The organism is Streptomyces sp. RKND-216 (assembly GCF_004795255.1).
GTDB classification, from domain to species: domain Bacteria; phylum Actinomycetota; class Actinomycetes; order Streptomycetales; family Streptomycetaceae; genus Streptomyces; species Streptomyces hazeniae.
In genome coordinates, this window is record NZ_SSBQ01000002.1 from 4,704,416 (window position 1) to 4,723,158 (window position 18,743).

The 18,743-nt window shown below is 71.5% G+C and carries 17 protein-coding genes and 5 pseudogenes; 13 read left to right on the forward strand and 9 right to left on the reverse strand.

Annotated features, from left to right (window positions below; genetic code table 11):
• The first annotated feature begins 40 nt into the window (after positions 1-40).
• On the forward strand, positions 41-1,015 hold the full coding sequence (locus E4198_RS20560; RefSeq protein WP_136185516.1) for a Gfo/Idh/MocA family oxidoreductase: 975 nt from the start codon (positions 41-43) through the stop codon (positions 1,013-1,015).
• Positions 1,016-1,125: 110 nt separating this feature from the next.
• On the opposite strand, the gene E4198_RS20565 is transcribed toward E4198_RS20560, so the two are convergent.
• Both E4198_RS20565 and E4198_RS20570 read right to left on the reverse strand, forming a co-directional pair.
• The gene (locus E4198_RS20565; protein WP_136184459.1) at positions 1,126-1,485 is read right to left on the reverse strand and encodes an arsenate reductase family protein; all 360 of its coding nucleotides are present in this window, start codon (positions 1,483-1,485) and stop codon (positions 1,126-1,128) included.
• 37 nt (positions 1,486-1,522) lie between these two features.
• A complete protein-coding gene (locus E4198_RS20570; protein WP_136184460.1) occupies positions 1,523-2,539 on the reverse strand; it encodes a sigma-70 family RNA polymerase sigma factor in 1,017 nt (338 codons plus the stop codon).
• Positions 2,540-2,717: 178 nt separating this feature from the next.
• Here E4198_RS20570 and E4198_RS20575 point away from each other — a divergent pair, with 178 nt between their 5' ends.
• Together E4198_RS20575 and E4198_RS20580 are read left to right on the forward strand one after the other, a co-directional pair.
• Positions 2,718-3,203: a DoxX family protein gene (locus E4198_RS20575; RefSeq protein ID WP_136184461.1), complete on the forward strand. Its 486-nt coding sequence runs from the start codon at positions 2,718-2,720 to the stop codon at positions 3,201-3,203.
• Positions 3,204-3,409: 206 nt separating this feature from the next.
• Positions 3,410-5,206 (forward strand): hydrogenase maturation protein, encoded by a 1,797-nt coding sequence (locus E4198_RS20580; protein WP_136184462.1) that lies wholly within the window; start codon positions 3,410-3,412, stop codon positions 5,204-5,206.
• A 125-nt stretch (positions 5,207-5,331) separates the two neighbouring features.
• Here E4198_RS20580 and E4198_RS20585 read toward each other — a convergent pair whose 3' ends face one another.
• Positions 5,332-6,195 carry a universal stress protein gene (locus tag E4198_RS20585; RefSeq protein WP_136184463.1) on the reverse strand — a complete coding sequence of 288 codons (864 nt, stop codon included), beginning with the start codon at positions 6,193-6,195 and terminating at the stop codon, positions 5,332-5,334.
• Between the two features lie 376 nt (positions 6,196-6,571).
• Here E4198_RS20585 and E4198_RS25830 point away from each other — a divergent pair.
• The 5 genes and pseudogenes from E4198_RS25830 to E4198_RS20600 all read left to right on the forward strand — a co-directional run.
• Positions 6,572-6,808: pseudogene (locus E4198_RS25830) on the forward strand (hypothetical protein); the annotation flags it as partial.
• Between the two features lie 142 nt (positions 6,809-6,950).
• Positions 6,951-7,268, forward strand: a complete 318-nt coding sequence (locus E4198_RS25835; protein WP_348771315.1) for a hypothetical protein — start codon at positions 6,951-6,953, stop codon at positions 7,266-7,268.
• Positions 7,269-7,285: 17 nt separating this feature from the next.
• Positions 7,286-7,372, forward strand: a pseudogene (locus tag E4198_RS25840) (hypothetical protein); the annotation flags it as partial.
• 533 nt (positions 7,373-7,905) lie between these two features.
• Positions 7,906-8,463 (forward strand): flavodoxin domain-containing protein, encoded by a 558-nt coding sequence (locus tag E4198_RS20595; RefSeq protein ID WP_136184464.1) that lies wholly within the window; start codon positions 7,906-7,908, stop codon positions 8,461-8,463.
• A gap of 27 nt (positions 8,464-8,490) precedes the next feature.
• Positions 8,491-8,924 (forward strand): annotated as a pseudogene (locus E4198_RS20600) (alcohol dehydrogenase catalytic domain-containing protein); the annotation flags it as partial.
• 60 nt (positions 8,925-8,984) lie between these two features.
• Here the strand turns inward: E4198_RS20600 and E4198_RS20605 are convergent.
• The 4 genes and pseudogenes from E4198_RS20605 to E4198_RS20620 all read right to left on the reverse strand — a co-directional run bounded on the left by E4198_RS20605 (position 8,985) and on the right by E4198_RS20620 (position 11,792).
• Complete coding sequence (locus tag E4198_RS20605) at positions 8,985-9,356, reverse strand: hypothetical protein (protein WP_136184465.1); 372 nt, start codon at positions 9,354-9,356, stop codon at positions 8,985-8,987.
• 274 nt (positions 9,357-9,630) lie between these two features.
• Positions 9,631-10,506 (reverse strand): universal stress protein, encoded by an 876-nt coding sequence (locus tag E4198_RS20610; RefSeq protein ID WP_136184466.1) that lies wholly within the window; start codon positions 10,504-10,506, stop codon positions 9,631-9,633.
• A gap of 469 nt (positions 10,507-10,975) precedes the next feature.
• A pseudogene (locus E4198_RS25730) lies at positions 10,976-11,089 on the reverse strand (hypothetical protein); the annotation flags it as partial.
• 29 nt (positions 11,090-11,118) lie between these two features.
• Positions 11,119-11,792: pseudogene (locus tag E4198_RS20620) on the reverse strand (HAD family hydrolase).
• A gap of 484 nt (positions 11,793-12,276) precedes the next feature.
• On the opposite strand from E4198_RS20620, the gene E4198_RS20625 reads away from it, so the two are divergent.
• Genes E4198_RS20625 through E4198_RS20635 form a run of 3 tightly spaced genes read left to right on the forward strand, consistent with a single transcriptional unit; the run spans position 12,277 to position 14,145 of the window.
• On the forward strand, positions 12,277-12,690 hold the full coding sequence (locus E4198_RS20625; protein WP_247597774.1) for a cyclic nucleotide-binding domain-containing protein: 414 nt from the start codon (positions 12,277-12,279) through the stop codon (positions 12,688-12,690).
• Positions 12,687-13,412, forward strand: coding sequence for a CBS domain-containing protein (locus E4198_RS20630; RefSeq protein ID WP_136184468.1), 726 nt, complete (start codon positions 12,687-12,689; stop codon positions 13,410-13,412). The genes E4198_RS20625 and E4198_RS20630 overlap by 4 nt, the downstream gene beginning before the upstream one ends.
• Before the next feature lie 25 nt (positions 13,413-13,437).
• Positions 13,438-14,145, forward strand: coding sequence for a response regulator transcription factor (locus tag E4198_RS20635; RefSeq protein WP_136184469.1), 708 nt, complete (start codon positions 13,438-13,440; stop codon positions 14,143-14,145).
• A gap of 64 nt (positions 14,146-14,209) precedes the next feature.
• Here E4198_RS20635 and E4198_RS20640 read toward each other — a convergent pair whose 3' ends face one another.
• Together E4198_RS20640 and E4198_RS20645 are read right to left on the reverse strand one after the other, a co-directional pair.
• Positions 14,210-15,931: a GAF domain-containing protein gene (locus tag E4198_RS20640; RefSeq protein WP_247597775.1), complete on the reverse strand. Its 1,722-nt coding sequence runs from the start codon at positions 15,929-15,931 to the stop codon at positions 14,210-14,212.
• Positions 15,932-16,196: 265 nt separating this feature from the next.
• Positions 16,197-17,195 carry a nitroreductase gene (locus E4198_RS20645; RefSeq protein WP_247597776.1) on the reverse strand — a complete coding sequence of 333 codons (999 nt, stop codon included), beginning with the start codon at positions 17,193-17,195 and terminating at the stop codon, positions 16,197-16,199.
• Between the two features lie 380 nt (positions 17,196-17,575).
• On the opposite strand from E4198_RS20645, the gene E4198_RS25065 reads away from it, so the two are divergent.
• Together E4198_RS25065 and E4198_RS20650 are read left to right on the forward strand one after the other, a co-directional pair.
• Positions 17,576-17,752 carry a hypothetical protein gene (locus E4198_RS25065; protein WP_168711484.1) on the forward strand — a complete coding sequence of 59 codons (177 nt, stop codon included), beginning with the start codon at positions 17,576-17,578 and terminating at the stop codon, positions 17,750-17,752.
• 112 nt (positions 17,753-17,864) lie between these two features.
• Positions 17,865-18,743 (forward strand): universal stress protein, encoded by an 879-nt coding sequence (locus E4198_RS20650; RefSeq protein WP_136184470.1) that lies wholly within the window; start codon positions 17,865-17,867, stop codon positions 18,741-18,743.

The following is an 18,743-nucleotide window of genomic DNA, read 5'->3' on the forward strand; positions in this document are numbered from 1 at the left end:
CCGCCCGGCGTACGGGACGGCCTACGCTGTCGGCATGCCGATGACGACGCCGCACGACGACCTGCCCGGCACCCCGCACGGCGCGCCGCCGCCCGCACCTCTCCGCTTCGGTCTGCTCGGCACCGGACCGTGGGCCCACGCCACGCACGCGCCCGCGCTCGACGCCCACCCCGGCGTGGAGTTCGCCGGCGTGTGGGGGCGGCGGCCCCAAGCCGCCGCCGAACTCGCGGACCGGTTCGGCACCCGCGCCCACTCCGACGTCGACGCGTTGCTCGCCGGCTGCGACGCGGTGGCCGTCGCCCTGCCACCCGACATCCAGGCACCCCTGGCCGTACGGGCCGCCGAAGCGGGCTGCCACCTCCTGCTCGACAAGCCGGTCGCCACCACTCCCGGCGGCGCGGCGGAGGTCGCCGCCGCCGCCGAACGCGCGGGCGTGGCCTCCGTGGTGTTCTTCACCCTGCGGTTCAGCCCCACCACCGCCGGCTGGATCGACGCCCGGGCTGCCGCGGGCGACTGGCTGCTCGGCCGCGCCGACTGGCTGTCGCCGGTCTTTGGCGGCGCCGACTCCCCGTACGCGGCCTCACCCTGGCGCAAGGAGAAGGGCGCGCTGTGGGACGTCGGCCCGCACGCGCTGTCCGTCCTGCTGCCGGTGCTCGGCGACGTCGCCGACGTCGCGGCCGTGGCCGGCCCCGGCGACACCGTGCACCTGACGCTGCGGCACCACGGCGGAGCCTCCAGTACGGTCACCGTCAGCCACACCGTGCCGCCGGGCGCCGCGGGCGTCACCGCCGAGGTGCGCGGGCCCGCCGGCGTCGCCGTGCTGCCCGAGCGCGAGGAGCCCCCGGCCGAGTCCTTCGCCCACGCGCTCGACGCCCTGCTCCGCGCGGTGCGCAGCGGCACGCCGGACGCCTGCGACCTGCGCTTCGGCCGGCGGGTGACGGAGATCCTGGCCGGGGCGGAGGCCGCCCTCGGCGCCGTGCCCGGTCAGGACACCGAGCGCGCCGCCGCGCGCTGACGCGGACGGGCCGTCCGGCCCGCAGGGGGGCGCTGCGGCGCGGCGTCGCCGCGCCGCAGATCCGGAACCCCGCGACGTACCCCCGCACCCCCTACCCCGGCGGGGCTTCATCAGCGGGAGAGCACGTCCCGGACCGCTTCCTCGCTGCGGCCCACCACGGCCGTACCGTCGTCTGCCGTGATGATCGGCCGCTGGATCAGCTTCGGATGCCCGGCCAGGGCGGCGATCCAGCGGTCGCGGGACGCGGCGTCGCGCGGCCAGTCCTTCACGCCCAGTTCCTTCGCGGCCGCCTCCTGGGTCCGCGTGATGTCCCACGGCTCCAGACCCAGCCGGTCCAGCACGGCGCGCAGCTCCTCCTCGCCCGGCGGGTCGTCCAGGTAGCGGCGGACGGTGTAGTCCCTGCCCTCCTCGTCCAGCAGTTTCACCGCGCTGCGGCACTTCGAACAGGCGGGATTGATCCAGATCTCCATGCCGGCAACGGTAGCGCCGGGCGCGGAGCACCGCCGGTCAGGCGTGCTCCACCGCCCCGGCGTGCGCCGGCGCGGTGCCCGCGGGCAGGTGGTCCGGCAGCCCGAAGGTCTCGAACAGGCTCAGGTCGAAGAACGCGGCGACGTGCGACACGCGGTCGCCCTCCAGCGACAGCACCATCGTGCTGAACGGCAGGAAACGCCCGTCCTCGCCGCGCATGTACATCGCGAACGCGGGCTGCCCGTTCAGCCCCGTCGGTATTAGGCGCAGCTCGTCCGGACCGGCCGGGCAGTTGAGGTCGATGAGCGTGCGGATGCTCTCCGGGCCCTGGTACCAGCCGATGAACGGCGGCATCTCCCAGACCGCCTCCTCGGTGAACAGCCCGACGATGGCCTTCATGTCCTTCTTCTCGAAGGCCGTCACATACCGGTCCAGCAGCTCGCGCTGCTCCGCGGAGACCGGCTCACTCGTCCCGCTCTCGCTGGGGGCCACCTTGCCGAGCTGCGCGCGGGCGCGCTGGAGTGCGCTGTTCACCGACGCGGTCGTGGTGCCGAGCAGGTCCGCGGCCTCCGCGGCCTTCCACTTCAGCACCTCGCACAGCAGGAGCACCGCACGCTGTCGCGGCGGCAGGTGCTGGAGGGCGGCGACGAACGCCAGCCGGATGCTCTCCCGCGACGTCACGATCGCCGCCGGGTCCGCGCCTTCCGCACCCACCATGGCGTCCGGCACCGGCTCCAGCCAGGGCACCTCGCGCTGCTCGACCAGGTCGTCCACCGGGTCGGTGCTCGGAGCTCCCAGGCCGGTCGGCAGCGGGCGCCGGCCACGGCTCTCCAGCGCGTCCAGGCAGGTGTTGGTGGCGATCCGGTGCAGCCAGGTGCGCATCGAGGACCTGCCCTCGAACCTGTCGTACGCCCGCCAGGCGCGGAGGTAGGTCTCCTGCACCAAGTCCTCCGCGTCGTGCACGGAGCCGAGCATCCGGTAGCAGTGGGCCAGCAGCTCACGCCGGAAGGGATCGGCAAGCTTCGGGAAATCCTCGCTGACCTGGTTCTCCGCCATGGTCCACGCCCTCTCTCGCAGGAGCTCCGATGCGGATGGGGACATCCTGGCACCGGGGTCTGACAATCGCCCCCGAAACGACCGCGACCGCCCTTCGCCGACCCCACCGATGAGTTTCCGGCCCGGCCGCCGTCTCCCTGTGCGACACGCGACACCCTCGCTACGAGAGGCCAAGACCATGACCGCTCCGACGCCGGACACAGCGACCACGACCACAGCCGCAGCCACCTCGGCAACCGCCACCCGGGCGAACGCCACCCCCTCCACCCTCGGCTCCCCGCCCCGCAGCCGCAAGGCGAACGTGGCGCTGTGGACGCTCCAGATCGTCACCGCGCTCCTCTTCGTCAACGGCGGCGTGCTCAAGCTCGGCGGACTCGCTGGATCCCCCGAGGCGTTCGCGGAGCTGGGGCTGGGCCTGCCCGGCATGTACCTGGTGGGCATGGCCGAGCTGGCCGGCGGCATCGGCCTGCTGGTGCCGCGCCTGGCCGGGCTCGCCGCGCTGTGCTTCGTGCCGATGATGGCCGGTGCCATCGTCCTGGAGCTCGCTGTGCACGGGCCGGTCATGGCCGTCCCGCCCCTCGGCGCGCTGATCTTCGTCGCGATCCTCGCGCGGTTCCGCCGGGACAGCGCGCTGCGGCTGCTGCGCGCCGTCCGCCGCCCATGACCGTCCGCCGGAGCCGCGCCCTCGGGGGCGTGGCGCGGACGGTCACCGGGCGTCGCGGCCCCCTTCCGCTCGTCGGGGGAGGGAACGCACGGCTATCGGGTGACCCGTGGGCGGGCCTTCCGGCCGTCCGGCGCACGTCCGGGGCATGATCGTCGCGGATCGGGCCCGCTCCGCGGGCCGCGCCCCGGACGGCCGGGAGGTCGACGTTGCACATTCTGCTGGTGGCCGGCGCCTTCAACAGCCTCACCCAACGCGTCCACGCCGAGCTGACCGCACGCGGTCACGCCGTCGCCGTGGAGACGGTCGCCGACGGCGAGGCGATCCGGACGGCCGTACGGCGGCACCGCCCCGGACTGGTGCTCGCGCCCATGCTGAAGGCCGCGATCCCGCGCGAGGTGTTCACCGCCCACACCTGCCTGGTCGTGCACCCCGGACCGCCCGGTGACCGCGGTCCGTCCTCCCTGGACTGGGCCATCGCCGGGGGAGCGCGCCGCTGGGGCGTGACCGTCCTCGAGGCCGAGGCGGAGATGGACGCCGGACGTGTCTGGGCCTGGGCGCCCTGCCCGCTCCCGGAACGCGGGAAGAGTGACCTGTACCGCGGCGAGATCGCCGACGCCGCCCTGACCGCCGTGCACCTCGCCGTCGAACGGTTCGCCTCCGGCGCCCACACCCCAACCCGGCAGGACGACCCGGCGCTGGGCGCCGGGGTGTGCGTACGGCCTGGGATGCGGCAGGCCGACCGGCGCCTGGACTGGCACCGGCACACCACTGCCGACGTGCTGCGCATTCTTCGCGCCGCCGACTCCCAGCCCGGCGTCCGCGACACCCTGCTCGGCGCGGAATGGTTCCTGCACGGCGGGCACCCCGAGTACGGGCTGCGGGGGCGGCCCGGCACGCTCCTGGCCGTCCGCGCCGGTGCGGTGTGCCGGGCCACCGCCGACGGCGCCGTGTGGCTGCCCGTCCTGCGCGAACGACGCACGGACGGCCGTCGTGGCATCGCCCTGCCCGCCGTCACCGCCCTCGGAGACCGGCTGCCCGACCTGCCCGAGGAGCCGGTCCCGCTGGCCCAGGAGGCGCCGCCCGGGCCCGGTGCCCACGGGGACCCGGACGCGCGTACGGCCTGGTCGGACATCCGCTACCGGGAGCAGGGCGCCGCCGGATTCTTGCAGTTCTCCTTCCCCGGCGGCGCGATGAGCACCGCGCACTGCCGTCGCCTGCTCGACGCCTACCGCTACGCCTGCACCCGCCCCACCCGGGTGCTGGTCCTGGGCCCCGCCCGCGACTTCTTCTCCAACGGCATCCACCTCGGCGTCATCGAGGCCGCCGCCGACCCCGCCGCCGAGTCGTGGGCCAACATCGAGGCGATGAACGACCTGGTGCGGGCCGTTCTCACCACCACCGACCGGTTGACGGTCGCCGCCCTCTGCGGCAACGCGGCGGCCGGGGGCGTGATGCTGGCGCTGGCCGCCGACGAGGTGTGGTGCCGCCGCGGCGTCGTGCTCAACCCGCACTACCGGCTGATGGGCCTGCCCGGTTCCGAGTACTGGACCGCCACCCTGCCCCGCCGCGTCGGCCCGCACACCGCCCGCGACCTCACCGAGCGGGCGCTGCCGGTCGGCGCGGACCCCGCCCACCGCATCGGGCTGGTGGACCGCGTCCTGGAGACCTCCCCGCAGGGGTTCGCCGCGGAGACGGCCGCACGGGCCGCACGGACGGCGGGCTCGGCCGAGACCGAACGCCGCATCGGCGCGAAGAAGTCCGACCTGGAGGCGCGCGAGGCGCGCAGGCCCCTGGCCGACCACCGTGCGGAGGAACTCGCCGCGATGCGGGCCGTGTTCGACGACCCCGGCGCGCCGTACCACGCGCTGCGGGCGGCGTTCGTCCGCAAGGAGGCCCCGCCCGCCGGGGCCCCGCAGCCTCGCTTCGCCGCCCGTGCACCGGCCGCAGGCGACGGCGAAGCTTCACCACGTCGTCCCTCCACGGAAGCCCATCGCCCCGTCTGACTCCGCAGACCCGGCATCGCCCCGGAACACCCGGGCGCCGGGAGGCATCGTGGAATCCCCGCCGGGGAAGAGCTGTTCTTCTCCCCGGCTGAATTCCATGCCTGCCGTCCGGTCGCCGGATGGAGTCAGTCCCGGTGGGGGACGACGACGACCGAACAGTGGGCGTGGTGCAGAACCGCTTGGCTCACGGATCCCAGCAGCATGCCGGTGAAGCCACCCCGTCCGCGGCTTCCGACGACGACGAGCTGTGCCTGGCGGCTCGCCTCGATGAGCGCCTCACGGGTGTCGTGGCGCAGCGGCGCCTGTTCGACCCGGACATCCGGATAGCGTTCGCGGTGGCCTGCGACCGCCTCGGCGAGCAGGCGCTCTTCCTGGGCCGCGAGCTCGCCCGGCTTGGCCGCGTAGGGCATGGACGGATCCTGAGGGGCCGGGGCCTCGGTGTTCCAGACGGTCCAGGCGTGCACGGCCATGACTCCGGTGCGGCGCAACGACGCCTCCGCGAACGCGAAGTCGAGTGCCGCGTCGCTCGGCGCGGAGCCGTCGACGCCCACGACCACGGCCCCCCGCCCCGGGGCCCCGTCCCGGACCACCATGACAGGGCAGTGGCTGTGAGCGGCGAGCTGAACCCCCGTCGAGCCGAGCAGGAGTCCCGCGAAAGCGCCCCTCCCGCGGTTGCCGACCACAACGAGAGCCGCGGCACGCGAGTGTGCTTCCAGCACCACCAGCGGGTCGCCCTGTTCCACCTCGGCGATCACTTCCGCTTCCGGTTCTTCGGCCAGCGCGCAAGCGGCGGCGTCAGCGGCGACCTGCTCGGCGGTGGCACGAAGCCGGTCGGGCGGAAACCCGAGCGGCGGTTCCCAGGTGGGCATGCCGTATGCGTGCACCACCTGCAGTCGTACCCCGCGCAGCCGTGCCTCGTCGGCTGCCGCCTGTGTCGCCCTGATGCTCGACTCGGAGCCGTCCACTCCCACCACGACCGGACCCACCATGACCACTCCTTCGATTCACCGGTTCCCCGCGGATACGGGTGACCGGACGTTCTCATCCGGAACTTCGTATTGCGCATCGGTGCCGACCTCCTGCTCTGTGTCCGGCGCCAATGCGCCTCCGCGCAAGGAGATGTCCCGAGTGGCCTGCGGGGGTGGCAGCCAGACCGGTGCAGAGGCCGGACAATCGCAGGGAGGCGTGGTCGGCCGGGCCGCCACGGGGTCCGGCCCGGCCGTCACGAGGACGCCGAAGGTCGCGCCGTCGCTCCGGGTACCGCGGGCGCGCCTTTGTCCACCTGCGATGGGGCGGCTCCTCCTGCCGGTGGCGGGTGTGTGCCTTTGAGGATGCCGGGTGGCATCTGGTGTCCGCAGAGGTCGAATGTCCTTCGATGTGGTCCTGACGGCCCTGGCTCGGCCCGTGCCGGTGCTTCCAGCTCCCGGTGGGGCCAGGGCTGCGTCGGGATCTGCGTGGTGGGGCGGTGGTGCGGTGAGGGACCGGGCGGGAGAGGCACAGGCGGCCGCGCGGGATCCGGGTCCGTCGGAAGCCGAGGCATCGCTGCGGCTTGCCGCTTGGTGGCCGAACGCAGTGCCTTCCGCGCCACCGGCCCCGTTGTGGCGGCGGGTGTTGCTCCAGCTGCGGGTCCCCCTGATCGTGGTGCTGGTGCTCCTGGCCGCCGCGCTGCTGACCGTTGCCACGGGTGACGTCTCGGACACGGTGGTCATCGCTTTTCATCGTGGTGGTGAACAGGGCGGTCGGTGTGTCTCGGGAGGTGCGGGCGGAGCGTGCTGTCGCCGCGCTGTCCGTCCTCAGCGCCCCGGCGGCGAGAGTGCTGCGGGACGGCCGGGCGCGTTCGGTGGCCGCCGACGGGGTCGTCGCGGGTGATGTGGTCCTCCTCGCGGAGGGCGATGTCGTCCCCGCCGACGGCCGGGTCCGTGAGGCGGCGATGCTGCTTGTCGACGAGTCCTCGCTCACGGGTGAATCCCTTCCCGTGGACAAGGCGGCGGGTGACGGGGAGGGCGACATCGTGTCGGGGGGCACCGGCTGGCACGGTTCGGCCGGCTCCTCGCTGCCGTGACCGTGTTGCTGTGCACCGTGGTCTTCGCGACCGGGCTGGTGCGGGGGCAACCGCTGGAGCTGATGGCGGTCACGGCGGTCAGTCTCGCGGTGGCGGCGGTGCCGGAGTCGCTGCCGGCGGTGGTGACGTTGTCCTTGGCCCTGGGTGCACGGAGGATGGCCGTGCGTCGGGCGATCGTGCGGCGCTTGCCGGCCGTGGAGACGCTGGGTTCTGTGACGGTCATCGCCACGGACAAGACGTCGCGCTCGGCGTCAGTCAACTGGGCGTCGCGCTGGGGTCCCGGGGGCCGGAACCCTCGCGAATCCGTTCCTGCTCCTGACGGTCTGTGCGGCTCTGGGCCTGCAGTGCGCGGCGATCCATCTGCCGCCGCTGCGCTCTCTGCTGGGGACCACGGCGCCGACCATGCCGGAGCTGCTGGCCGCTTGCGGATGTCGGTGCTCGGCTACCTCCTGATGCGCGTGCAGTCCCGGCTCTGGCCGGAGAGGTGGGCCGGACGAGGCGGGGCCGGTCCGCCCGGCTGTGGGGACCTTGGGCCCACTGACCCCACCGACTCCTCGGCCGATGCTTGGGAGAGGACGGGACGTGGCCACGGACCGGAGCCGGACCTGGCGCACGAGCCGAGGAGGTCGGCGACAACATGCGGATACTGGTCGTCTACGCCACTGTGTACGGCTCGACCCGGCAGATCGCGGAGAGGATCGGAGCCCGGCTCGGAGCGTCTGGAGTTCACGTCGAGGTGCGCGCCGTCGACATGGTCGAGGACGTGTCGCGGTTCGATGCGTTCCTCGTCGGAAGCGCCATTCACGACCAGGCCTGGTTGCCCGAGGCGCAGGACTTCGTGCAGCGCCACCACGCGCTGCTGTCCCGATGCCCGGTGTGGCTGTTCAGCGTCGGCATGGCTGCCGCCCTTCCTCCGCGCATGCACGCTCTGGCGATGAGGCAGGAGCACATCGTTCTCGCTTCCCTGCCCCACGTCCATCCTCGTGGGCACCACGTGTTCTCAGGAATCGTGATGCCCGACCGCATACCCCTGCGCGCACGCCTGCTGTTCCGTCTACTCGGAGGCCGGTACGGCGACTACTGCGATCCGAAGGAAGCCGACAGATGGGCCGCGGGCATCGCCGGCCGTCTGAACGGAGTCGCCGGTGCGGTGCAGTCTTCCCCTCCCCGCCGCCCTTCTGAGCCGACCGCGTAGCCGAACTCCCTTGAGAAAGGTGAGATCATGCACGCCCTCGTCCACTACGGTCCCGAGAAGTTCGCCTGGGGGCACGTCCCCGATCCGGCGGTCAAGGACGCCGAGGACGCGGTGGTCCGTGTCGACTGCACGACCATCTGCGGCACCGACCTGCACATCCTCAAGGGGGACGTGCCCGATGTCGTCCCTGGAAGGTTCTCGGGCACGAGGCCGTAGGCGAAATCGTGGCAGCAGGCCACAACGTGACCGGGTTTCAGCCAGGAGGGTTCCTATGGGCAATGCCTTGGCGAATCATCGTCACCGACCTCGCGCCGAGCCGGCTCGCGGCGGCCGAGCAACTCGGCGCCGAGGTCGTCGTACAAGCGGCAGAGGAGCCCGAACGCGTGGTGCAGGACCTCACTGGCGGGCTGGGCGCGGATGTGGTGATGGAGGCCGTCGGTGTACCGGAGACCTTCGAGATGTGAACCCGCATGGTCAGGCGCGCCCGCACGACGGTCATCCCTCCTGTCGGCCGTTGTCACCTACGGGTGCGCGCGTCCCGACCAATGCGGTTCCACCGCGTCCCACTCCTTCTCCCAACATGTGGCGTGGTGCCTCTCGAAGAGGCGGCGCAGTCCAACGTTGGCAGTGAGCGTCAGGGCGACGACGGCGCCGGCGGCCATGAGGCCCATCGCCCAGGCTTCGGCCTCGGGCGAGGGCCGGGCCTCCGGAGGGCTGGTGAGGCCACCGGCCCGGTCGAGCCAGACGCGTACGCGTTCGTTGCGCTCGGAGGCGGTGGGAACTTGGGCCGTACCGGTGTGGGTCTCACCGTCGGAGCCAGTCCAGCGGACCTGCGCCCATGTCGACGGGTCCCGGGTACCGGATTCCTGTGATTCCGTCGGATCCGTGACCACCCTCGCGGTGACTGCTCGTCGCTCCGCCAGCTCTGTCTGAACACGCGCCGTGTGCGCCGAGTGTCCGGCGTTCGCGGCCACGATGCCGGCGGTCACCGCGCCGACCACGAGTACCGCCGCCAGAATCACTCGAAGCCACGACCACAGACGGTCGGAGGGGCGGCGCAGAGGGTTCTCGCGTCGCGAACTCCGGTGCGGTGGCGGTTCTGGTGCAGAAGGAAACGGTGACCTACTCGGGTTCATCGGATTCCCTTCCCCTTGCGACGCCCACGGTTCAGTCGTGGGGTACGACGGCCACCGGCGGTTCGGCGTGGTGCAGCACGGCGTGGGTGACGGAGCCGATGTGGGTGCCGAAGCGCGACCGGCGGTTGCGACGTCCGACGACGACGAGGGATGCGTCGGCGGAGGCGGTCAGGAGAGTGCGGGCCGGCCATCCGACGGGGGCCTGACAGGAGACGGTGGGACGGGGAAACTTCTCCTGCCACGGCAGGAGCAGCTTACGTACCGCTTCCGTCTTCTCTTCGACCAGTTCTTCCACCAGTCGGGGCGGGGCCGCGATCGGGCGTACCCCGAAGGCAGGCGGCAGTTCCCATCCGTGGACGACACGCAGAGCGGTTTCCCAGCGCTCCGCGGTCCGGAAGGCGAAGGAGAGGAGTTCGTCGGCGGACTCCTCCAGCTTGACTCCCAGTACGACCGGTCGTTGCTGAGGCTGCTGCGGTGCGTCGTCCTCGGCTTCCTGATTCCGTACGACCACCACGGGGCACCGCGCATGTGCGAGGGTGGGCAGTCCCACGGAGCCCACGAGGAATCCTGTGACCGGCCCCAGCCCCCGGGATCCGAGAACGAGCAGGTTGTCGCGGTCGCTGAAACTCACCAAGACCTTCGAAGGGCGCCCGGAGTAGTGATGCGTCGCTGTCCGCAGGCCGGGGTAGCGGCGGGCCAGGTCGGTCGCCGCCTCCCGGGTGGTCTCCTCCCCCCATTCGCGTTCGACCTCGTCGTCCATGAGGGGGGAGTAGGGGTAGGGGCCGGTCTCCCTGATCTGGACGAGGTTGAGTTCGGCGTCCCGGCTGAGGGCCTCTCGCGCAGCCCAGTCGACGGCCGCCCGACTCTCGCGCGAGCCGTCGATACCCACGGTGACGGTGGGAGTCATGGTCTACCTCCTGTCTGCAGCAAGCCGACGGGCACCCGGGCCACGGGTCTTCGTCTTCAGCGTCCGCCGTGCGAGGTGGGAGGTGGAGGGGCCACAGGTCCCTGCTCCGATCCGAGGGGCCCCGGCACGGGTCCCTCGAGGGTGTCGAGTACGTAGCAGCCGCCGGGCGCGCCGGTGAGCCAGGGGTACATCGCACCCGCGTGTCCGGCCGCCTGTGCCAACCTCAACCGCTCGTGGAAGCCGGCGGTGCCGGTAGGCGAGCAGGCCCCGGGAGACCTCCCGGCTTGCAGCGGTTGGCTGATGGCGCTGTCCCGTGAGGTGTGAACGGTCACGGCCTTCTTTAAGGTGACCGTGTGTCCCGGCACGACGGGCACGCTGACCCGCTGCATCACGCTCCGCCGACGGGCGCGCGGCTCGGAGAACCCGGCTCCGGGAGAACCGGCCCGCTGCCGTGGTCCGCGGGCGCGGCTTCGGGAGCTGCCCCGCGCGTGGCGGAATAGCCGTTGCCCAGGGTGCACAGTGTCTCCCGCAGACGTTCTTGTTCCGGGGAGTAGCCCTGGTAGGTCCACGACCAGGCCGACAAAGAGCCGGGGTCCTGAGGCGAGGGGTCGTTCACGTCGCCGTCTCCGTGTGCGCGATGAGTTGATCGAGATCGTCGACGACGATGTCGGCGCCCCGCGAGCGGAGGTCGCCCGTGTGGGTGGGGGTTCTGCTGCGGACATCGAGCCGCCGCGCGGCCTCGAGGAAGAGCGCCGGGTCGGGTCTTCCCGGCAGGTTCAGCCTGGCCGCTTCGTTGCCGTCGACGACGGTGGTGAACAAGGCGAGGACCGCTGCCTTGTGCAGCAGTCCTCGGGCATGGCGGGAAGCGGAGACCGCTGCCATGGGGACGCGGAGTTCTGCCAGGGTGTGGAGCAGCTGCAGCGTCCCCGGCCAGGCGACGATGGCGCAGTGGCGCAGTGGCGCAGTGGCGCAGTGGCGCAGTGGCGCAGTGGCGCAGTGGCGCAGTCGGCACAGGAAGGCGCGTTCCTTGGCGGCCGCGAGCGCGTGAACGGTGGCGGACCCCGGCGGGTCGTCCGCCGTGCCCATCGGCAGTTCCAGGCCTCGTGTGGCGAGGAAGGACGCCACACCGTCCGTCCGGGCCCTGCCGTCCACGTAGCAGCGGTAGTCCTCGGCCGCGTCGAAGGGGACGCCCCCGTTGCGGCCAGGTAGTCGTCGAAGGCGTCCTTCCAGGCCGCCGCATGCACCTGCGCCGAGTCGGTGACCACGCCGTCCGTGTCGGAGATCATCGCGCGAACCGCGTGGAGCGGCGGGGGCAAGGGGCAGCCGCACGGGGAAGGCCCTCCTTCCGCACGTCGTGTTCGCCGCACGCCGGGGTCAGCAAGCTTCCCGCCCCGGCGACGCTTCGGCGCACCGGACCGGACGGGCTGTGACGGTCCGGTCCCCACGGTGCCGCGGCTGCTCCTTCGGCATGCAGGGCCTTCCCGTACCGGACGCCGGGACCTGTGGCCCGATTCCCGTGGCGTTTCTCACCGGGGGCGTGCCGCACTGGTCGGGCGCGTCGCGGTGCGGCTCTCCGTCGGCGGAGGTCCGATGGACGGGGGAAGGCCGTGCTCTCAAGAGAGTCCTCGGGACGAGTGGCCCCTACCGGTCGGCTCTGCCGCATTCCACGATGGTGGTGCAGGGGCCCGTGCCGCAGGGAGGTGAGTCCCAATGGTGGAGGTCGGTCCTGTGCTGCTGGAAGCTCTTCCCCCAGCGGGCAGGGAGGCCCTGATGCGGGAGGCGAAGCCGGTGGAGTTCCCCGACGGTGCCCGGATCTTCCGTGAGGGGCAGCGAGCAGACCGCTTCTGGGTTCTGCGCAGTGGCTCGGTCCGTTTGGCGTGGGAGGTTCCGCTGCAGGCACCCGTGACGGTGGAGCGGCTGCATCGCGGGGAACTTGTGGGGTGGTCGTGGCTGTTTCCCCCGCACGAGTGGCATTTCACCGCGCGGGCGGAAGGCCATGTCACGGCATGGGAGTTCGACGCTGCGGCGGCGCGTGAGTTGTGCGACTCCGATCCGGAGTTCGGCCGGTCTCTCGTATGGCAGGTGGCCCGCATCGTCGCGCATCGGCTGCAGACGGCTCGCATGCGTCTTCTGCACACGTACGGCCCATGGAGGCACGCCATGACGTCGGAGGGGGCGGAGTGAAGCACTCTCCTCATGTAGTGAACGACGTGATGACCCACACGGTGGTCGCGGTGGGTCCTGACGCCTCGTTCAAGGAGATCGTGGAAACGATGGAGAAGTGGAAGGTCAGTGCGCTGCCGGTGCTGGAAGGTGACGGCAGGGTCGTGGGGGTGGTCTCGGAGGCCGATCTGCTCTTCAAGGAGGAGTACCGGAACGGTCCGCCGACCCTCGCTGACGAGGCGCGGTATCCCGGGGACTTCGTGAAGGCCGGAGCACTGGTGGCTCACGATCTGATGACGGCGCCCGCAGTGTCGGTACGTTCGGATTCGACGCTGGCCCAGGCGGCGCGCGCGATGGCCCGCCGACGGCTCAAGCGCTTGCCGGTCGTCGATGCAGAGGGGCACCTGACGGGAATCGTCAGCCGGAGTGATCTGTTGAAGGTGTTCCTGCGTTCCGACGAGGGCATCGCCGAGGAAGTCCGTGAACAGGTGATCGCTCCGCTGTTCCCGTTCGAAGAGGCGACGGTGCACGTGACCGTCGAGGGAGGCGTGGTGACGTTCCTCGGCTGGTTCCGGGACACTTCCCTGGTTCCCATGGCGGCACGCATGGCTCGCTCCGTCGAGGGAGTGGTCGATGTCGACTTCCGCCTCAGCCACCCGGGCGACGCACCGGGCCGTACGCTGCCTGGAGAGCGGAGAGCTGCTGCGTCACCGGGACGTTCCGGCGATGATGAGGCTACGTAACCGCTCCTCCTCGAGGTGACTGGCGATGCCCGACACAGGTGCTCATCCGGCCGCGGCCCCCGAACAACCGCTCCGTGTGTTCCTGCTCGACGACCACGAGGTCGTCCGGCGTGGCCTGAGTGATCTCCTGGGAAGCGAATCCGACATCGAGGTGGTGGGTGAGGCCTCCACCGCCGATCAGGCTCTCGCTCGAGTGCCCGCCCTCCGGCCCGACGTGGCGGTCCTGGACGTGAGGCTGCCGGACGGCAACGGGATCGTCGTGTGCCGGGAACTGCGTTCGCGGATGCCGCATCTCGCGTGCCTGATGCTCACTTCCTTCGACGACGACGACGCTCTGCTCGATGCGATTCTGGCCGGAGCCGCCGGGTACGTTCTCAAGCAGATCAAGGGATCCGATCTGCTTGCCGCCGTGCGGACGGTCGCAGCGGGGCAGTCGATGCTGGACCCGGCGACGACCGGTCGGCTGATGAACAGCCTGCGGGGAGAGACGCAGGAACCCGCGGAGCAGGAGAGCCTGGCAGGTCTCTCGACGCGCGAGCGCGAGATCCTGGCACTGATCGGCGAGGGCTTGACCAACCGGCAGATCGGGAAGCGGCTCTATCTGTCGGAGAAGACCGTAAAGAACAACATCTCCCGGTTGCTGAGCAAGCTGGGTGTGGAGCGCCGGGTGCAGGCGGCGGTGATCGCGACGCAGTCGGGTCTCCGTCCGGCGCCGGAAGAGCACCGGGGCTGACGAGGGCGCGTGGGGTTCGCGGAGGCCGGAGCGGCCGGCTTCCCCCGGCTCCGGCCGGACGGGATCAGCCCGGTCCACCGGTCAGTGGAGCGGACCATTCCAGGGAGGTGCCGCCCTCGCGCCGCCTGGACACGCGGAGGCGACCACCGAGTTTCTCTGCGCGCTCGGCCAGATTCCGCAGGCCGCTGCGCCGGCCCCCGTTCTCCGGCATGCCCACCCCGTCGTCCTCCACCGACAGGATCGCCGAGCCGTTCGCCGCGGTCAGGGAGACCTCCACGGCGGCCGCCCCCGCGTGCCGGACCACGTTGGTAAGGGCCTCCCTCAGGACTGCTTCGACGGCGTCGGCGACATCTGCGGGGACGTCGGTGTCGATCAGTCCATGCATGCGCAGCGCGGGGGTGAAGCCAAGGGGTGCCACCGCGTCTTCCACGGCCTTGACGATTCTCGACCGCAGCCCGTTCTTCCCGGTTCCTTCTCGTCGGCGCAGCCCGAAGATCGTGGAACGGATGATCCTCGTCGTCTCATCCAGGTCGTCGACTGCCCGGAGCAGTCGCTCGCGTGCCTCGGTGTGTTCGACGAAGCGCAGTGCGCTCTGCACCGAGATCCCGGTGGCGAACAGGCGCTGGATGGCAAGGTCGTGCAGGTCCCGTGCGATGCGGTCCCGGTCCTCGAGCAGGGTGATCTGCTCGGCGTCGCGTCGACGGTCGGCGAGTTCCATCGCCAGTGCGGCCTGCCCCGCGTAAGCGAGGAGAGGGGCGGTCTCCAGGTCGGTGAAGACGGCGAGGGGGTCTTTGCGCGCCAGGAGGAGCACTCCGCGGGCTCCGTCTTCGGCAGCCATGGGCACGGCGGCGGCGGGGCCGAAGGCACGCCAACGTGGGGGGCCGGCCGTGATGCGGGGGTCGCGGGAGATGTTGTGGCTCGTGATGGGCCTTCCGGCAGCGACGGCGGCGCCCGCGAACGACCCGCGGCGCGGGAGGACGAGCCCTTGGTGTCGTTCGGCCTCTGCTCCTGTGGCCAGCGCCACCCGCAGGGTGCTCGGGTCGTCTTCGACGAGTGCGAGGGCGCCCAGGTCTGCTTTCAGAATCCGACGAGCGTGATCGACGATGAGTTCCAGGACTGCCGGTTCCTCGGTCCCGGAGAGCAGGCTGGCGGTGACTTCCGCGTTGGCTTCCAGCCATCGTTGCCGGTTGCGGGCCTGCTCGTACAGCCTGGCGTTGTCGACGGCTATGCCGGCGGCGACAGCCAGAGTGGACAGGACCGCTTCGTCTTCGCTGTCGAACTCCCGGCCGTCCCGCTTCCCGGCGAGGTACAGGTTCCCGAACACTTCTCCGCGGATCTTCACCGGTACGCCGAGGAAGGTGTGCATGGGTGGGTGCCGCGGCGGAAAGCCCCGGGAGGCCGGGTGGCGGGAGATCTCGGCAAGGCGCAGGGGCTCGGGGTGGCGGATGAGTTCGCCGAGAAGACCATGGCCAGTGGGCAGGGGGCCGATGGCTTCGATCTGCTCCTGGGTGAGCCCCACGGGCACGAACTGCGACAGCCCTCCCTCCTCCCCGATGACCCCGAGGGCGCCGTACTCGGCATCGACGAGGACCGTTGCCGCCTCGACGATCCGTCGCAGGGCCTGAGGGAGATCGAGTTCGCTCCCTACGGACAACACCGCTTCGAGCAGATGATGAATGCGGTCGCGGGTACCGCGCATCGCCTCGATGCGCGCCTGCAGCTCCTCCAGCAACTGGTCCAAGTGGAGTCGCGGCAGGTGGTCGGGGGTTCGGCTGTCCTGGGTCACCGGCCCTCCAGAGGTACCCGAAACGCGTCGGAGACTCTCAGAACAACCGTAGCGGTTCGTCTTCGGCGGCGCTGCCGAAGACACCGCACGCGAGACCCTGCGTAGTCATCTCGATGCCTTGCGTAACGAGAAGAGGGGCAGTCCAACGACCAGATGCGTCACCGGTGCCACGCACGCCGACAGCGGCCGGGCCCCTCGACGCCGCCCTCACACGCCGCGTGGCGGTGCGCGCCCCGTCCGCCGAGGACTCGCCCGCTGCCCGGCGTCAGGGCTCGATGACGAGAACGTCCGTGACCGGTCGGCGCGGAGCGCCGGTTCCGCGAGGGCCGTACCCCAGACGCATCAGCATCTGCACATGTCCCACCCCGGTCATGGGGTCCTTCAGCGGCCACCGCGTGTCGGTCCACTCGAGCGCTTCGGTGGCGAAGGAGGTGGCCACGTCGTGGAGGGTCGCGGTGAGCAGGACACGTTCCATGGCCTGTCCGGCGCGCAGCCAGTCCGTGGGGCCGTCGTAGTAGGTGCTGATCAACGCGACCTGCGGGTGGTTCTCGAACGATGTGGCACCCAGGTCGGACGAAGGGTGATTCCCGGCGAAGTCGCGCACCGGCGCCCGTCCTCCTCGCCGGCGCGGCCCGAACGCGTATTGCGGCACTCCGTCGGTCGCAATGTCCGAGGCTGCCGCTCCGACACGTGTCCAGCGTGCCAGTTCTTCGGCTCGTCCGGGGTCCTCCCTGTTCCGCGACGCCCCCTCCTGAGCGAGTTCGAGCACCCATCGCAGGTGCCAGTCGGAGGGGAAGGTCAAGATCGCACCCTCCCGGGCGGCCGCTTCGATCAGCTCGCTGCGGATATGGTCGGGAAGGGGTTTCGGGGCGAACGGATAGCGGCTGGTATGGCGCCGGGCGACGGCCGGATGGAGCACGGCCAGATCCTCGTCGGCGCCGAGTGAAGGGGAGGTGAGGCGCACTGTGGCCATCCGTTCCGGCTCGTCGCCGCTGGGCCGCAGCCGGGTGAGGGTGGAGTGCCCGGCCTGGCATGCCGCGGCGCGCAGGTTCAGCAGCGCGGCACCGCATCCGATGTGCAGTGCCCGTGCCTGGGGGTCGGTGTGCGGCAGGGCCCGGGTGAAGTCGCCGTAGAGGTGGAAGGTCGCGGTGCTGCGGGTGTAGCGGAAGCGCCACGGCTGGGCGTTGTGCAGCGAGGGGGCAGCGACTGCGGCTTGAGCCAGTGCCCGCACATGCTGGTCATCGGCTGGCGGCGTCTGCTTCACGGCCGATCTCCTCGACTGCTGTAGTGGCCCCCGGCTGGATGGAGGACGGGTCGAGGGTTCGTCCGCTTCTCGCGGACCCTGATCGCGCGGTGAGCGGCCGGGAACGTCCGTTTCTCCGCGCCTACCGGTGGGCCCCCGACCCGCTTCTCAGTGCACCGCGTCGGCGGTCGGCGTGCCAGGGGCCGACCGGCCTCGTTCTGACAGGGCCGGACGGGCGGGGGCCTCGTCGGGCGGCGGGGAATTCTCAGCTGTGCCCGGTGCGCCGCATGCCCGAGCAGGTACCGAAGGTCCCCAGGCCCGCACCCGCTCGGCCCTCGCCGGCCATGCCGCAGGAACGGCACCGTGAAGACGAGAGCACCAGCGCATCCAGGGAGGACGCCATGCACACATCGATGGAGCCTCGTCACGGCACGATGTCGCTCCCCGACCTGTTCGACCGGATCGTGCCGGAGTTCCCTGTGATGTCCGGGGTCCGCGGCATCCTCACGGTCACGGTGCCCGTGCCCGAGGAGTCCGCGAAGGGCTGCCGCACCATCGCTGTGCAGGGCCCCGAATGAGTGAGGACGTGCCGGTCGATGTCGCCTGGTCCCGTCGCCGCCGATCGGCACTCTTCGGGTGGGCTCGCGACCATCGGCCCGTGACGGCACGAGCGGCACCGCGGAGGACGACATGACGGATCGACCGGTTGCGGTCGGAGTGGACGGCTCCGAACCGAGCATGGCGGCCGTGCAATGGGCGGCGGACGAGGCAGCGGCGCGTGGGGCACCGCTACGCCTCGTGCATGCCCGTGTGTGGCGCGGCAGCAACGAGCAGTTCTCCATCGGCCTCTCGGCTCAGGAGGACTGGGCCCGGGACAGGATCAGGGACGCCTGGAGGCAAGCCTCCGCCCAGCACCCCGAGCTGGACATCAGCAGCGACGAGACGCTGGAGGCACCGGCGAAGGTGCTCCTCGAAGCGTCACGCGAGTCGCAGCTGCTCGTTCTCGGCTCTCGGGGCACAGGAATGGTGTCGGGGTTCTTGACCGGCAGCGTGGCCCTGCCGGTGGTGGCTCACGCCACCGGGCCGGTGGTTCTCGTCCGTGAGAGGCCGTCGGCAGAGAACGGGGAGGACGAGCGGCGTCGGCCGGTGGTGGTGGGTCTGGACCTGGAGCACCGGGTCGACCCGGTGCTGGAGTTCGCCCTGCGGGCGGCGGCACGCACAGGCCGGCGGCTTCGTGTGGTGCACGTCTGGCCCAGGTCGTCCGTGTACGCCTACCCGTCGGCGCTACCGGACCCGCACGTGGGAGCCGGCCTGGAAGCGAACGCGCGGAAGGACCTGGACGCCGCCCTGGCCGCCTGGCAGGACTCCTTTCCCGAAGTGGAGATCGAGCGGGTGCTGCTGGACGGCTCGGCCGCCCCTCGCCTGCTGGAAGCCGGCACGAACGGGCACCTGATCGTGGCCGGGCGCCTTATGCGCAGGCACGTCAAGATCGCCACCTTCGTGGGCCCGGTGACACACGCTCTGCTGCATCACGCGTCCGTGCCCGTCGCCGTCGTCCCGCACTACTGA